Source organism: Mycobacterium sp. 663a-19 (genome assembly GCF_035616495.1).
In the GTDB taxonomy this organism is placed as follows: Bacteria; Actinomycetota; Actinomycetes; order Mycobacteriales; family Mycobacteriaceae; genus Mycobacterium.
In genome coordinates this window covers 1-14,768 of sequence record NZ_JAPJAV010000004.1, presented here as the reverse complement: position 1 = coordinate 14,768, position 14,768 = coordinate 1, and the positions used below count along the sequence as shown (strand labels likewise).

13 protein-coding genes and 1 pseudogene are annotated in these 14,768 nt (G+C 68.6%); 3 read left to right on the top strand and 11 right to left on the bottom strand.

Annotated elements, in window-relative coordinates:
* Positions 1-51 precede the first annotated feature (51 nt).
* Positions 52-1,971, top strand: a complete 1,920-nt coding sequence (locus OQ968_RS08690) for an ABC transporter ATP-binding protein/permease (protein WP_324676723.1) — start codon at positions 52-54, stop codon at positions 1,969-1,971.
* A gap of 6 nt (positions 1,972-1,977) precedes the next feature.
* Here the strand turns inward: OQ968_RS08690 and OQ968_RS08685 are convergent, their stop codons facing one another.
* The 3 genes and pseudogenes from OQ968_RS08685 to OQ968_RS08675 all read right to left on the bottom strand — a co-directional run bounded on the left by OQ968_RS08685 (position 1,978) and on the right by OQ968_RS08675 (position 4,712).
* The gene (locus tag OQ968_RS08685; RefSeq protein WP_324676721.1) at positions 1,978-3,441 is read right to left on the bottom strand and encodes an FAD-binding protein; all 1,464 of its coding nucleotides are present in this window, start codon (positions 3,439-3,441) and stop codon (positions 1,978-1,980) included.
* Positions 3,438-3,937: pseudogene (locus OQ968_RS08680) on the bottom strand (VOC family protein). Before OQ968_RS08680 ends, OQ968_RS08685 begins: the two are co-directional and overlap by 4 nt.
* A 91-nt stretch (positions 3,938-4,028) precedes the next feature.
* Entirely contained in the window at positions 4,029-4,712 is a 684-nt protein-coding gene (locus tag OQ968_RS08675) for a TetR/AcrR family transcriptional regulator (RefSeq protein WP_324676719.1), read from the bottom strand.
* A 126-nt stretch (positions 4,713-4,838) separates the two neighbouring features.
* Between OQ968_RS08675 and OQ968_RS08670 the strand changes: the two genes are divergently transcribed.
* The gene (locus OQ968_RS08670; RefSeq protein ID WP_324676717.1) at positions 4,839-5,288 is read left to right on the top strand and encodes a nitroreductase/quinone reductase family protein; all 450 of its coding nucleotides are present in this window, start codon (positions 4,839-4,841) and stop codon (positions 5,286-5,288) included.
* A 6-nt stretch (positions 5,289-5,294) separates the two neighbouring features.
* Here the strand turns inward: OQ968_RS08670 and OQ968_RS08665 are convergent, their stop codons facing one another.
* A complete protein-coding gene (locus OQ968_RS08665) occupies positions 5,295-5,969 on the bottom strand; it encodes a hypothetical protein (protein ID WP_324676715.1) in 675 nt (224 codons plus the stop codon).
* Between the two features lie 101 nt (positions 5,970-6,070).
* On the bottom strand, positions 6,071-7,015 hold the full coding sequence (locus tag OQ968_RS08660; protein WP_324676713.1) for a sterol desaturase family protein: 945 nt from the start codon (positions 7,013-7,015) through the stop codon (positions 6,071-6,073).
* A gap of 85 nt (positions 7,016-7,100) precedes the next feature.
* On the opposite strand from OQ968_RS08660, the gene OQ968_RS08655 reads away from it, so the two are divergent.
* Entirely contained in the window at positions 7,101-8,294 is a 1,194-nt protein-coding gene (locus OQ968_RS08655; RefSeq protein WP_324677378.1) for an NAD(P)/FAD-dependent oxidoreductase, read from the top strand.
* Here the strand turns inward: OQ968_RS08655 and OQ968_RS08650 are convergent, their stop codons facing one another.
* From OQ968_RS08650 to OQ968_RS08625, 6 genes are all read right to left on the bottom strand, one after another.
* The gene (locus OQ968_RS08650; RefSeq protein WP_324676711.1) at positions 8,295-9,008 is read right to left on the bottom strand and encodes an MgtC/SapB family protein; all 714 of its coding nucleotides are present in this window, start codon (positions 9,006-9,008) and stop codon (positions 8,295-8,297) included. It abuts the gene before it with no gap.
* A 152-nt stretch (positions 9,009-9,160) separates the two neighbouring features.
* The gene (locus OQ968_RS08645; RefSeq protein ID WP_324677376.1) at positions 9,161-9,487 is read right to left on the bottom strand and encodes a DUF732 domain-containing protein; all 327 of its coding nucleotides are present in this window, start codon (positions 9,485-9,487) and stop codon (positions 9,161-9,163) included.
* 26 nt (positions 9,488-9,513) lie between these two features.
* A complete protein-coding gene (locus OQ968_RS08640) occupies positions 9,514-10,908 on the bottom strand; it encodes a PPE family protein (protein ID WP_324676709.1) in 1,395 nt (464 codons plus the stop codon).
* A gap of 70 nt (positions 10,909-10,978) precedes the next feature.
* Positions 10,979-12,256, bottom strand: a complete 1,278-nt coding sequence (locus OQ968_RS08635; protein WP_324676707.1) for a PPE family protein — start codon at positions 12,254-12,256, stop codon at positions 10,979-10,981.
* A gap of 932 nt (positions 12,257-13,188) precedes the next feature.
* Positions 13,189-14,388 carry a PPE family protein gene (locus OQ968_RS08630; protein WP_324676705.1) on the bottom strand — a complete coding sequence of 400 codons (1,200 nt, stop codon included), beginning with the start codon at positions 14,386-14,388 and terminating at the stop codon, positions 13,189-13,191.
* A gap of 82 nt (positions 14,389-14,470) precedes the next feature.
* On the bottom strand, positions 14,471-14,768 hold a 298-nt coding region (locus OQ968_RS08625), incomplete at its 5' end, for a PE/PPE C-terminal domain-containing protein (RefSeq protein WP_324676703.1).

Here is a 14,768-nt window from a genome sequence, read left to right as displayed (position 1 = left end):
TGTCTCGGGTAATTTCGCGGGGAAGTGTCCGCCTAGAAGGAGGCGTCGAAGTTGGGCCCCAAGCCGTTCAAGGAATCCATCAATTGGTCCGCCGCGCTCCCTGACTCCTTGCGATGGCTGGGCGAAGCCTGGGCGATCAGTGCCGTGTGCCTGCTCGTCGTGCTGGTCCTGATCCGCTATCTCACGGTCTGGGGCCGCCAGTATTGGCGGATCACCCGCGGCTACTTCGTCGGTCCGCACGCGGTCCGGGTCTGGCTGCTGCTGGGCGTGCTGCTGCTGTTGGTACTTCTCACCGTGCGCCTGTCCGTCCTGTTGAGCTACCAGAGCAACGACCTGTACTCATCGCTGCAGACGGCCTTCGAGGGCATTGCGGCGGGCGACGACAAGGCGAAAAACTCTGGCATTCACGGCTTTTGGATGTCGCTGCTGCATTTCAGCATCCTGGCAACCATATTCATCGCCCGTATCTTGATCGACATCTACCTGACGCAGCGGTTCATCATCGCCTGGCGTGTCTGGCTGACCCGGAACCTCACCGACGACTGGCTCGATGGCAGGGCCTACTACCGGGACCTGTTCATCGACGACACCATCGACAACCCGGACCAGCGTATTCAGCAGGACGTCGACATCTTCACCGCCGGGGTCGGTCCGACCCCCAACATCCCGTCCAACGAGACGCAGAACACCTTGCTGTTCGGGGCCGTCCGCGCGGTGGCGTCGGTGATTTCGTTCGCGGCGATCCTGTGGAACCTCTCCGGCGACCTGAACATCTTGGGCTTTTCGCTGCCGCGGGCGATGTTCTGGGTCGTCGTGGTCTACGTGTCGATCGCGACTGTGGTCGCCTTCTGGCTGGGGCGCCCGCTGATTTGGCTCAGCTTCAACAACGAGAAGCTCAACGCCGCGTTCCGTTACGCGCTGGTGCGGCTGCGCGACGCCGCCGAGGCGGTGGGCTTCTATCGCGGCGAGCGGGTGGAGCGTGGGCAGCTGTGGCGGCGCTTCATGCCGATCATCGCCAACTACCGCAGGTTCGTCCGGCGGACCATCATCTTCAACGGCTGGAACTGGTCGATGTCACAGGCAATTGTCCCGTTGCCGTGGGTGATTCAGGCGCCGCGACTGTTCGCGGGCCAGATCGCCTTCGGCGACGTCGGCCAGACGGCGACCGCGTTCGGCGAAATTCACGACTCGCTGTCGTTCTTCCGCAACAACTACGACGCGTTCGCGGCGTTCCGGGCCGCGATCATCCGGTTGCACGGTCTGGTCGACGCCAACGCGCAGGGCCGGGCGCTGCCGACGGTGCTGGTCAAGCCGAGTCGAGAGACGGCCGTCGAACTCGCCGGCATCGAGGTGCGGACACCGGCCGGTGACCAATTGATCGATTCCCTCGACGTGCAACTGGACAGCGGTGACGCGCTGGTGATCACCGGGCGTTCCGGCGCCGGCAAGACGACGCTGCTGCGCAGCCTGGCCGAGCTGTGGCCGTACGCATCCGGGACGCTGTGCCGTCCGGAGGGCGAGAACGCGACGATGTTCCTGTCGCAGTTGCCGTATGTGCCGCTGGGCACGTTGCGCACGGTGGTGTGCTACCCGAACGAGCCGGACGACGTCTCCGACGAGCAACTGCGCGACGTGCTGACCAAGGTTGCGCTGGCCCCCTTCTATGCCCGGCTCGACGAGGAGCAGGACTGGGCCAAGGTGCTCTCCCCCGGCGAGCAGCAGCGCGTCGCCTTCGCGCGCATCCTGCTCACCAGGCCGAAGGCGGTGTTCCTGGACGAGGCCACCTCCGCGCTCGACGAGGGGCTGGAGTTCGCGCTCTACCAGTTGCTGCGAAGCGAGCTGCCCGATTGCGTCGTGGTCAGCGTCAGCCATCGGCGCACCGTGGAGCAGCACCACGAACAGGAGCTGCAGCTGCTCGGCGACGGCCAGTGGCGGCTGGAGCCGGTGGAAAAGGAGCCCGCCCGGGTCTGACGGTGTTCAGCCGTTTTGCGCCGCGTGCGCCCCGGCGCGGCGACCGAAGAACGAGCCCTCACCCAGCTGCGTGCCGCTCGCGTAGCCCTTGCCGTCCTGGGCGATGTTGGACGCGCACGCCCCGACCGCGTACAAGCCCGGCACCACCGTGCCGTCCTCGCGCAGCACCTGCCCGTCCACCGACACGGCCAGCCCGCCGACCGTGAACCCGGCGTACATGGCCTTGCCCAGCGACATGTCGAACGCGCCCCAGGGTCCTTTGTCTTGCGGCGCAAGGAATTCCGGCTGCTTGTGGAAGTCGGGGTCCTCGCCGCGCGCGGCATAGGTGTTGTAGCGGTCCAGCGTGGCGACCAGGTTGCCCTCCGGGATCCCCAGCGCGGCTTCCATTTCGGGGACGGTCTCCCAGCCGTCGATCAGCGGGACCAGCGGCATCTTGGGGTGCTCCAGATGCGCCTCGTCGACGATCAGGAACGCCGCGCTGTCGGGCTGGTCCATGATGAAACCCGAAGTCCGCGAATGGTAGGAGTCCTCGGCGACGAACCGCTGCCCCAGCTTGTTCACGATGATCCCGGTCAGCAGGATCGACGGCGGGTACGGCGGCGCCGTGATGAAGATCTGATCCATGTGCTGGGTCGCGCCGCCGGCCGACACGCCCAATCGGATGCCCAGGCCGTCGTCGTAGGTGTTGCCGAGCACGAACGGCTTCTCGGCCAGCTTCGGCGTGTACTCGGCCACCATGTCCGGGTTCATCACGAATCCGCCGGCGGCGATGATGACAGACTTCGCCCTGATCGCACCGGTTTCGGAGAACCGCTTCCACATCACGCCGGTCACGCGGGTGTCGGCGCCCGAACCCTCGACGATGAGCTCCGTGGCGCCGGTCTCGTACCGGACCCGCACGCCCAGTCTCGCGGCCCGCTTGAGGAGCAGGTCGATCACCATGGCGGCGCCGCCGGTGTCGCCGGGCACGGGCACCTTGTGGCCGCGGGGCGCCGGCACCGCCTGCTCGAGAAACGGCCACACCTTCTCGTTGCCGGTGAACATCAGCCCCTCGGTGTTGGGCTGGATCACCGCCTTGCCCGGGAAGTAGCTGCGCTCGAACTGAAATCCCAAGTCCTCCAGCCAGTTGAAGTGCTCGACGCTGCCGTCGCAATACGCGCGGATCTTTTCGTGGTCCGGCTCTCGCGACACCGCGACCAGATATTTGTACATCTCTTCCGGCGAGTCGGGATGGCCGGTCGCCTGCTGGACGGCGGTGCCCCCGCCGAGGTAAAAGTGGCCTCCCGCAAGCGAAGTCGTGCCGCCCGCCACGGCGGCCCGTTCGAGCACCAGCACCCGTGCCCCCGCGGCCGCCGCGCTCACCGCGGCGCAGCCGCCGCCGATGCCGAAACCGATCACCACCACGTCGACGTCGTCCGACCAGGACGTGACGGTGTTCGCGTTCACGGTCGCCGGTATCTGGGTGCTCACCGCTGCTCCTGTTTGATGTAGTCGTAAACGCCCGCATCTCGGGCGAGATGTACGCGATCTCCAGGAACGGGACGCCCGCCTGCGGGGCCGACACGTAGGCGAACTGGATGCCGCCCGGCATCACGCCCTGCTGCACCACCGCGGCGCCGTGGCCGGCGGCCTCGGTCAGGGCCGCGTCGAATCGCTCGGGGCTGTCGGCCTCGATGCAGATGTGGTGCAGGCCCGGTCCCGAGTCGCGCAGAAAGTCACTATAGATATTCCGCCCGCGCACCGGCGCGATCAGCTCCAACTGCATGTCACCGAGGTAGCTCAGCGAGATGCCGGCGACGAAATCGGCGGGCTCGCCACGGTAGCTGCAGGCGTCCGGGGCAAAGTGCACGTCGGGTATCCGCACCCATTTGCGGACGCCTAAAAGGCCGGTGAGGGCCGTTTCGGTGGCGTCCAGATCCGGGGTAACCCATGCGATCTGCGTCGGCTCGTGAACGGGAAGGGTCATCGACTGGCAGGATAGCCCACTTTGCCGCGAGCACGCGCTCGGCGCCGGAAAAACTCGGATGAACACGTTCTAATTCGCGGGCGTCAACGCGTCAGTGCTGGCCGAGCAGGTCCACCAGCAGCCGAAGCTGGGTGTCGAAGATGGCCTCGGGATCGGTCAGGGTGTCGGCGCCGTACTGGCCGAACACCTCGAGGCTGATCGCGCCCAGCACCGCCGCCCAGAACAAGAAGCACTTGGCGATGACGGAATCGTCGCCGGGAAAGCCGAATTCGTGGCGAATCCGTTCGAAGTCCGACGACATCGGTTGCGGCGCAACGGTATCGGTCAACCTGATGTCTCCGGTGGCGATGCCCGCGGCGATGGCGTCGAAGATGGCCCCCACCACGCGGGTGCCCACCCCGACGGTCCGCTCCGGGGGCGCGTGATATCCGGGCACCGGGCTGCCGTAGAGCAGAGCCCACTGGGCGGGATGCGCCACGGCCCAGCGCCGGGCCGCCCGCGCGATCGCCATGACGTCGTGGCTCCACAGCTCGTCGGCGCTGTCGCGGGCCCGGTCCACCGCGTCGGCCAAATCGGAATAGGCGTCGACGAGCAGCAGTGTCAGCAGCTCGTCGCGGCTGGACACGTAGCGGTACACGGCCGAGGACACCATGCCCAGGTCGCGGGCGATCGCGCGCAGCGACAACCCGGCCGCGCCGCGGTCCACCAGGTGGCGCCGGCCCAGCTCGACGATCCGCGCCTCGATCTGCTCCCGCGACTCCTGGCGTTTGCCCACGCGACCAGTGTGACACAAACGAGATCACCGCTCTTGCTTTTCGGCGGGCGATGTGGGAGCGTGGCTAGCACCGAGAGCACCGCTCTCACAACGCGCAACCCGAAACACCCCTCGAGAGGACCCACTATGGCCACGCGATACGAACAACCAAACCGGGCCGCGCGGGCGGCGAACGCGGCGATCCGTTGGCTCGCGGAGCTGGGCATCAGCATCGCCGGGACCCGGGCGCTGCGCGTGCGCGGCCGCAAGAGCGGCAAACCGCGCGCGGTGGTGGTCAACCTGCTGACCGTCGACGGCGTCGACTACCTCGTCTCACCGCGCGGCAACACCCAGTGGGCGCGCAACGTCCGCGCCGCGGGTGTCGTCGAGATGGGACCGCGCTGGCGCAGGCAACGGCTGCGGGCCAGCGAGCTGGACGACGCGGCCAAGCCCGAGGTGCTGCGGCGCTACCTGGCCAGGTGGTACTGGCAGGTCAAGGGGTACGTCGCCGGGCTGACACCGGAGTCCAGCGACGAGCAGCTGCGGGCCGGCGTCGGGTCCATCCCGGTGTTCGCGCTCGCCGCGGCATCGGAATGACGCGCCCTAACTGAGGCTGGTGCCCATCCCGAGGTCCTGGCGGACCTGATCGGCGGTGGACCGCCACGACACCGCCGCCGGCAGATCGCCCCAGACGCTGTTGAAGATCCCGACGATCTGCCCGGGTCCCCCGTCCGGGGCCAGGTATACGGGACCGCCCGAATCACCCGGGTGGCTCTGGACGCCGTGGGACATGGTGAACCAGCCGTTGTTGACGCTCTCCACCGTCCCGCAGGTCTCGCCGGTCGCGACGCCGAAATGGCAGACCGCCTGCCCCGGCTGCACGGTCAGACCGGGGGTCGAAACCAGCGGACGCCCGCCCGGCAGGATGTCGTTCGCCGGGACGTTGTCCAGCACGATCGCCTCGTAGTCGTTGACCACCTGGTCGGTGGCCACCGTCGCGCCGCTGGGCGTGTTGTCGCGGAAGGTGGCCAGGTGCCCGATGACGTGGCGGTCCTTGTCGGTGACGACGCCCCCGCCCCGGCAATGCCCCGCGGTGAACGCGATCTTCGTGGCCGGGTCGACGTAGCCCAGCGTGCACAGGTGGGAATCCTGGTGGATCTCCATGCCGGGGAAGACCACAACCGGGTCGGCCCCGGCCGTCGCACCCGGCAACCCGGGTACCAGCGCCGCGACCGTAACGGACGCGGCAAACGCGCGCAGTGCCAGGCGGTGCACCATGGACTCCGTTCCGTCGAGGCCGGTAGACGCACCGGCCAGAGCTTGAGATTACGACGTCAATCTCGCCGACGTTGAGTCTTTCGCGCGACCTGGCCGTGACGTTACCGTGACGTGGCCAGCGGCACCGCGCCGCCGGTTTGGCCGGCCGCGGCCGGTTCCCAGCCCGGCGGCCCGAAGACGTAGCCCAGGCGATCGCGCAGCCGGCTCGCCGAGCGCCAGTCGCGGGCGATCGCGACGTATTCGCGGACCTGCAGGTTCCAGATGTTGAACGTGTCCACCTGCTTGGTCAGGCCGTAATGCGGGCGGAACACCTCGGGCTGGAAGCTGCCGAACAGCCGGTCCCAGACGATGAAGATGCCGCCGTAGTTCTTGTCCAGATAGATCTGGTCCATGCCGTGGTGCACCCGGTGGTGCGAGGGGGTGTTGAAGACGAACTCGAACGGCCGCGGCAGTTTGCCGATCCGCTCGGTGTGCACCCAGAACTGGTAGATCAGGTTCAGCGACCAGCTGAAGAACACCATCCAGGGTGGAAGTCCCAACAGCGGCAAGGGAATCCACATCAAGATCTCGCCGCTGTTGTTCCACTTCTGGCGCAGCGCGGTGGCGAAGTTGAAGTATTGACTCGAGTGGTGGGCTTGATGGGTGGCCCAGATCAGCCGGACCCGGTGCGCCATCCGGTGATAGGCATAGTAGAGCAGGTCCACGCCCACCATCGCGATGACCCACGTGTACCACTTGCCCGGCGAAAGATGCCAGGGCGCGACATAGGCATAGAGCGCCGCGTAGCCGAGCAGCGCCAGCGCCTTCCAGGCGGCGCTGGTGGCTATCGACACCAGCCCCATCGAGATGCTCGCCATCGAGTCGCGGGTGAGGTAGGCGCCCGACGCCGGACGCTGCTGCTCGGCGCCGGCGGCCTCGATGCGCTCCAGCTTGCGGGCCGCCGTCCACTCCAGGGTCAGCAGCAGCAGAAAGAACGGGATCGCGAACAGCACCGGATCCCGCAGCTGCGAGGGCAGCGCGAGCCAGAACCCGGTCACGGCATGCACACGGATAGATTACGTCCATCGGCGCGATGTCCATCGGCCGATCCGTGCACGCCGGCCGGCCGGGATTGACGAGGTGGTGGAGCGCTTGACCGCCGTCGTCGTCATAGGCTCCGGGTTCGCCGGGCTGTGGGCGGCGCTCGGCGCGGCCCGGCGACTCGACGAGCTCGCCGTACCCGCCGGCACCGTCGACATCACCGTGTTGAGCGCCAAGCCATTTCACGACATCCGGGTCCGCAATTACGAGGCCGATCTGAGCGCCTGCCGGATCCCGCTCGCCGGCCTGCTCGACCCGGCCGGGGTCGCGCACATCGCGACCGAGGTGACCGCGATCGACGCCGCCGCCCGCACCGTCGCCACGTCCGGCGGCGTGACGTACGGCTACGACCGCCTGGTGTTGGCGTCGGGCAGTCAGGTGGTCAAGCCCGCCGTACCGGGCCTGCGCGAGTTCGGCTTCGACGTCGACACCCACGACGGCGCCCTCGCCCTGCAGCAGCACCTGCGCGGCCTCGCCCGCGCACCGACCGCGGAGGCGGCCACCGTCGTCGTGGTGGGCGCCGGGCTGACCGGGATCGAGACGGCCTCCGAGCTGCCGACGCGGCTGCGCGCGCTGTTTCCCGGGGGTTCGGTCGCGCCCCGGGTGATCCTCGTCGACCACCACGCGGTCGGCTCCGACATGGGCCCCTCGGCGCTGCCGGTGATCGAACGGGCCCTGTCGGACAACGGCATCGAGACCCGAACCGGGGTGCGGGTCACCGCCGTCGACGGGGATGGCGTGTCGCTGTCGACGGGTGAGCGGCTCGCGGCGGCCACGGTGGTGTGGTGCGCCGGCATGCGCGCCAGCCCGCTGACCGAGCAGCTGCCGGTGGCGCGGGACCGGCTGGGCCGGGTGCCCGTCGACGACTTTCTGCGGGTGATCGGGGTGCCGTCGGTGTTCGCCGCGGGTGATGTGGCGGCGGCCCGGATGGACGACGAGCACACATCCGTGATGTCGTGTCAGCACGGCCGGCCGATGGGACGCTATGCCGGCTACAACGTGATCGGCGACCTGTTGGGCGCGCCGATGCTGGCCCTTCGGATTCCTTGGTACGTAACGGTTCTCGACCTCGGACCGGCCGGCGCGGTCTACACCGAGGGGTGGGATCGGGTGGTGGTCTCCGATGGCGCGCGAGCCAAGGCCACCAAGCGGACCATCAACACCCGGCGGATCTACCCGCCGCTGACCCGCAACCGCGCCGACCTGCTGGCCGCGGCCGCACCGCAACTGCAGGACCGCCCGTAACTACTCCGCCGATTGCTGGGCCGCGTCGCCGGCGTACCACTGCACCGCGCGCACCCCGGGTTGCAGGGACAGCTCGGCCACCAGCCGCTCGAGCCTGGCCGGCGTGTGGCCGTCCATGAGCAGGTGCGCGCTCAGGGTGATCTCATCGTCGGTGGCGTGCCCGGTGTGGATGCCCCGCAGCGTGATGTCGTTGCTGCTGGTGTGTTGCACGATCTGGGCGCGCGCGTACTTCTCGGACTTGCGCCGGCAGACCACCTGCACCAGATAGGGCTGCAGGCTTTCGTCCTCCTCGACGGCGTTGTCGTGGTCGATGAGCCGGCCGAGTGGGCGCCCGAACAGATGGATGGCGACGACGGTGCCGGTGCCGATCAGCGTGAAGGCCAGATGCCCGGAGGCGGCCAGGACGCCCACCGCCGCGGAGCACCACAGCGTCGCCGCGGTGTTGAGGCCGCGGACGTTGAATCCCTCGCGCAGGATCACCCCGCCGCCGAGAAACCCGATGCCCGACACCACATACGACGCGACCCTGGTGGGGCTGCTGTCCTCGGTGGCGACCGAGTAGAGCACGAACAGCGTCGCGCCGCCGGCGACCAGCGCGTTGGTGCGCAGGCCGGCCAGGCGCGCCCGCCATTGCCGCTCCAGGCCGATGAGCGCGCCGCACCCGACCCCGATCCCCAGCCGGAGCGCGAAATCGGCGACGCTCAACGTCTGCATGACACCGCGCCCCCTTCAACGGCGGATCGGTTGGCGGGCGCCGGTCGGCGGCCGCCAACCACATCTAGCCACATCCAGGCACATCCAGGTGAACGGCGGGTGGACCCGGGTCAAACCGGCCCGGACGTGCCTGGCCGGTCCGGGTTCGAGGGTCAGGCCTTGGACAGTTGCTGGGGGCAGTAGTACTTCGCCGAGATCATGGCGAAATTGGATGCCATCTCCATGTCCATTCCCGGGTTACGCACCTTCACGTCGTGGACCAACTCCAAGCCGTTTTCGCCGTTGTTCAGGCACGAGCACACCGCCCGGCCGGCGCCCACGGCCGCATCCGGGTTGGAAAAACTGAAGCCGGCCTGGTGCAGCGCGGCGAGGAAGCCCGCGTCGTCGCCGTCCGGAACTGGAGGAGGACCGGCATAGGCCGGGGCGGCGAGGCCGATCATCGCGGAAACCCCGAGTAACGCCAGCAGTGTTCTCATGATTCACCAACTTCCAATCAAGTTGTGCGCTAACCCAATTGCGCTTCGGAGGGAACAACTTTGGGCTTGTCGCCTTTGGATAGGTGCACCGCGTGGATGCCGGGCTTCTTCGAAAGTTGCTCGAGCAGGGCGTCAAGGCCTTCTTGACCGACGGTGTGGTGCTGCACGCTTTCGGGTTTCTCCGATATCTGTGCGACCAGGCGCTTGAGTTGCTCCGGCGAGTGTTTGTCTTTGAGGTCCTTGATCGGGGTGAGACGGCCGCGGACGCCAGCGCGGACCACGGTGGGGCCCCCGGCGCCCAGGGCGCTGCCGAGCATTCCCGCCACCGACATCGAGCTGAGCAGGCCCTCGCCCAGCGCGGCCGCGGGCACGGCGTCGGGCCCGGCGGCCGATAGGGCGGCGGCGACCGACCGGATCGCCGGGGTGGCGGTGGCCCAGCTCGGCGGAACCGACAGCTTTCCGACCAACGTGCCGGCGTTTCCCATGCCCGCCGAGACCGCGCCGTACAGCGTGCCCCGGCCGAAGCCCAACGCTCCGAGCCCGGCGCCCAGCGCGTCCTTCGGGAGCGCGCCATACGCCACGGGCGGGGCGAACTTGAGCCACTGCGACAGGGGGAAGTTGATCAGCAGCCCGATGTCGTTGAACTGCCCGGTAAGGCTAATCGGAACTTTCACGGCGTTATACAGGCTGGTGAACCAGGAATTCCCGTTGGGGACGGTGTTCAGCAGATTGCTCCAGAAGGTGTTGTATCCGGTGGCCAGCCCGGCAAGCCCGCCCAGAATCCCGCCCGATGCGCCGGCGGTGCTGGCTGCCGTGCTCGCCGTCGATGCCGCATTACCAGCTGGGGTCGCAGCCGCCGCGGCCACCGCGGCCGCTTGCATCGGCGTGCCCGCGGTGTTGGTGGTTTGTGGTGGCTCGGTGAACGGCGTCAAGTTGTTCGAAGCGGTAGCAGACGACGCGAAGTAGGTGTCCATGGCCGCGCCGTCCTGAGCCCAAAACTCGCTGTATTGGGCCTCGTTCGCCGCGATCGCCGCGGTGTTCTGCCCGAATACGTTGGTCGCCACCAGCTGGGCCAGCAGGATACGGTTTTCGGCGATCACCGGCGGCGGCACGTGTGCGGCGAACGCCGCCTCATAGGCGGCTGCCGCCGCGGTGGCCTGCATCGCGGCCTCATGGGCCTGAGCGGCGGTGCCCTGCATCCAAGCGATATACGGCGTCACCGCGGCCGCCATGGAAAGCGACGACGGACCTATCCACGGCCCTCCGGTCAAACTCGAAACCACCGACGAGTAGGAGGACGCGGCCGACTGCAGTTCGGTGGCCAGCTCGTCCCAGGCCACCGCGGCAGCCAGCAGCGACTCAGCTCCCGGGCCGGCATACATCCGGCCCGAGTTGAACTCCGGCGGAAACGCTCCGTAAAACATGGCTAAACCCCTCTTCTGCTGGCGCGCATCCGGGTGGTACGTGCTGGGCTGCTTTTGGTCGTCACCGCGATCAGTCCTCGACTGCCGGGATCACGATGATGGTGGCCGCGGCGGGGTCGGCAGCGGCGACGGCGCCGCCCAGCGCCTTGGCCGCTGCCCCGCTGCCGGAGTACGTCGCGCTGGCTGCCATCGCACGTCCCGCCAGGCTCGACAGGGCCATCTGGCTGAAGGCGCCACCCTCTCCGGCCAATGCGGCCTCTGGCGCGGCCGCCAGGTTGGCCGGCATCACCGAGGCGAGCGTCCGGATCGCCGGGGCGGCTTCGGTCCAGCCCCGCGGCACCGACATGCTTCCGACCAGGGCCGACTTGCCCATGGACCCCGACACCTGGGCCGCACCGACCGCGGAGCGCAAACCGGCGGCCACCTGGCCGCCACCGGTCAGCGGGGCTAACGCCCCAGTGATGGCCTTCGGTCCTGCCAGATAAGCCGCCGCACCCTGCCCGTTCTGACCCCACGCATACACCTGGCCAAACGACAGGAAAGGACCACCGGGGATGGAGCTCCAGCCCGGAAGGGAGTACGGCCCGGTGAGGGTCGACCAAATGGTGTTCCATTGAGTCAGGGCCGCTGGAACCGGCGGGAGGCCAACCGCCGTCGACGCCGCGTTGCCCGCGGCGTTGGTCGTCGTCGTACCCGTCGCCAGGCTCTGCAGCGCACTCGGCGTAGAGGTGACCAGCTGGGACAGCTGCGCCGCCGTATTCGAGCCGGACACGGTGCTGGACTGAGCAACCGCGGCCGATTGCGTTGCCCCACCCGATTCATTGGTGGTCCGCGGCGGCTCGGTGAACGGACTCAGCTGGGATGCCGTCGCCGACGCGCCGGCATAGGCATACATCGCGGCGGCGTCCTGCGCCCACATCTCCATGTACTGGGCCTCGGTCGCGGCGATCGCCGGGGTGTTCTGGCCCAAGAAGTTGGTCGCGATCAGCGTCGCGAGCAGGCTGCGGTTGGCCGCGATCACCGGCGGCGGCACCGTGGCCGCAAAGGCGGTCTCGTAGGCGCCCGCGGCGAGCTTGGCCTGTGCGGCCGCCTGCTCGGCCTGAGCGCCGGTGGCGCTCATCCACGCGACATACCGCGCCGCGGCGGCCGCCATCGCCAGCGACGACGGACCCGTCCACGGCGTGGCGGTCAGGCCGTCGATGGTCGAGCCGTACGACGCGGCGGTGGTCTGCAGCTCGGCGGCGAGCTCATCCCAGGCCGCGGCGGCGGCCAGCAACGGCCCCGCCCCGGCGCCGACATACATCCGGCCCGAGTTGATCTCCGGTGGCAGCGCCCCGAAATCCAACAACCTATGCCTCCCCTATTCGGCCGCGATGGTAGGCGCGATTACGCGCCCTGCCCGCAAACGCACGCCGGCTCTAATGAAATCCATCGATTCACCGCGGACCGCATGAGTTCGATTTGCATTCCTTGGAGACAACAAGTCCCCAACCTCCCCTGTCTGAAGATTTGTCCGGATGGCGTCCAGCCGCGCTGCCGCGCCCCATTGATATAGCGGTCATCGTGATCGAAACATATGCACGATGCGTTCCCGGCGAGTAATCGGAATGTAAAAGATCGCTGTCACATTTCCCAATCGTGTGTGTGAGGACTTTGTTTCACGGCCGACGCGGAGCGAGTAAAAGCACCAGCTCGGGCGGGTATATCCGCCGTTAAAGGGCAAGCCGAATCCCCCCGCGGCACGTCGGTAATCCGGAATCGCTGAATTGCAGATCGGCGCCGTCGGCGATCTATTAACTGTGGTTAGACCATATTAAATGGTGGGTAGCCCGCTGCTTTTACGACCTCCGATTGCATAAAAGAACGCGGGAGCGCATTGTCTTTCGCCGCGCATATACCGCATATGTCGCATATATGTTCCCCGAAATAACAACCGTCATTATCGACGGAGCGTTAGGCCCAGCTACATCGGCAGCGTTGCCGTTAGCATCGGCCTACCCGATTGGGCGATGAATTCCGGATCGGCGACGGATCCCGTCGTCGCTCGGCTCGATAACCATTCGTCATACCCACGCTCCCTTGGATTTCACCTAGGGTAAGCCCGCATAGCTGCCGCGGCGCTGGTTAGCTGCTGGCGGTTGGCTGTGAGATCTAATTCCGTCATTTGCCCTGGTACAGCTGGCAATTCGGCACGCTGCGCTCCCCACATGGCAGTGCTACATGGTTGCAGAATGCTCACGCGGCCGATGCGCTTGTTGTGAGATCGCGGTCGCGGGACTACTATCCCGCGGCCGGTGGCCGCGCCACGAAGCTCGGGCGGAAGCCGTATTGGGGGACCGCGCGGCCCTCGCCCTGCCCGCCCATGTACCCCGCCAGCGGCACCGGAGGCGTGCTGGCGGTGGCCGGCGCGGGTTCCTCGAGCGGCGCGCCCCCCATGGCCGAAGCCAGCGGGCTCTGCGACGGCGTGGCGGCGGTCCAACCTTGCGGCACCGACAGCGGACCGACCAGGCCACCCCTGCCCATCGTTGCCACCACCGAATTGCCCAGTGCCCCAACGTTGCCCAGCGCGCCGGGCGCCACACCCTCCGCCGCGCCCGCCGCTGCCCCGGCCGCGCCCTCGGCCGCGCCCGGCGCGCCTCCAGCGGCTTGTTGACTCAGGCTCATGAAGTTGGCCGCGGTGCCCAGGAACCTCGCCGGCATATAAAAGCCGGAGGCAAAGATGGTGTTCCAGATATTGGCGTTGAGGCCAAAGTTGTCCCACAGCCACGACGACGACGCGTCCCCCGCCAGCGACCCGGCGCCCGCCAGCGGCGACGGCGAGGCCAGGGTCTGCAGGGTCCCCGGCACGGCCGACATCAGTTGTGCGACAGTGCTTTGCCCGCTGCCGGCCGACGTGGCCGCGGCCTGGCCCACCGCGGCGGACTGCGCCGGCAGCCCGGCGGCGTTGGCGGTCTGCTGTGGGGGGTCGAACGGGGTCAGCTGGCTGGCCAGGGCGGAGGCGCCGGCGTAGCCGTACATGGCCGAGGCGTCCTGGGCCCACATTTCGGCGTACTCGGCCTCGGTGGCCGCGATCGCGGGGGTGTTCTGCCCGAAGAAGTTGGTGGCGATCAGGATCATCAGCCGGGCCCGGTTTTCCGCGATCACCGGCGGAGGCACCGTGGCCGCGAACGCGGCCTCGTAGGCCGCCACGGCGGCTTCGGCCTGTGAGCCGGTCTCCTCCGCCTGCGCCGCGGTGGTGCTCATCCATGCCACGTACGGCGCGGCCGCGGCCGCCATCGAGGCCGACGCCGGGCCATACCACGCCTGGCCGGTCAGCTCCGAGAGCACCGAGCCGTAGCCGAGCGCCGTGGCCCGCAACTCCGCCGCCAGTCCGTACCAGGCCGACGCCGCGGCCAGCAGCGGGCCCGGGCCGGGCCCGGAATACATTCGGGCCGAGTTGATCTCGGGCGGAAGCATGGCGAAGTCGGGTGATGCCGTCATCGTCAGCCTCCTCCCCTTGGTCAGCTCGGCGGCCCCGATGGCCCCACCGGCCCGGGCGCTCGAAGTGCGTATTTCCCGCGGGCTATCCGGCCGCGGGCGGGCGCGCGACGAAGGTCGGCTTGAAGCCGTATTGGGGTACGTTGCGGCCGAAGCCCTGGCCGGTCATGCCGGCCAGCGGCACACCGGGCATGCCGGCCGCCATGGCCGGTGGCGGGGCCACCATCGGGGTGGCCCCCAGCGCCGGGGACAGCGCGCCGGGCGCCGCCCCGGTCCAGCTCGGCGGCACCGACAGCGGCCCGACCAGGCCCGCGCTACCCAGGCCGGCCTCGACCCGGCCGGCCGCTGCGCCCAGGCCGCCCAGCGGGGCGGTCGCCGCGGCC

Bases quoted from the DNA above. Each gene is read 5' to 3' on its own strand.
- OQ968_RS08630 (WP_324676705.1), bottom strand. From the start codon at position 14,388: ATGACGGCATCACCCGACTTCGCCATGCTTCCGCCCGAGATCAACTCG.
- OQ968_RS08640 (WP_324676709.1), bottom strand. From the start codon at position 10,908: ATGTTTTACGGAGCGTTTCCGCCGGAGTTCAACTCGGGCCGGATGTAT.
- OQ968_RS08670 (WP_324676717.1), top strand. From the start codon at position 4,839: ATGGCCACGCGATACGAACAACCAAACCGGGCCGCGCGGGCGGCGAAC.
- OQ968_RS08665 (WP_324676715.1), bottom strand. From the start codon at position 5,969: ATGGTGCACCGCCTGGCACTGCGCGCGTTTGCCGCGTCCGTTACGGTC.
- OQ968_RS08650 (WP_324676711.1), bottom strand. From the start codon at position 9,008: ATGCAGACGTTGAGCGTCGCCGATTTCGCGCTCCGGCTGGGGATCGGG.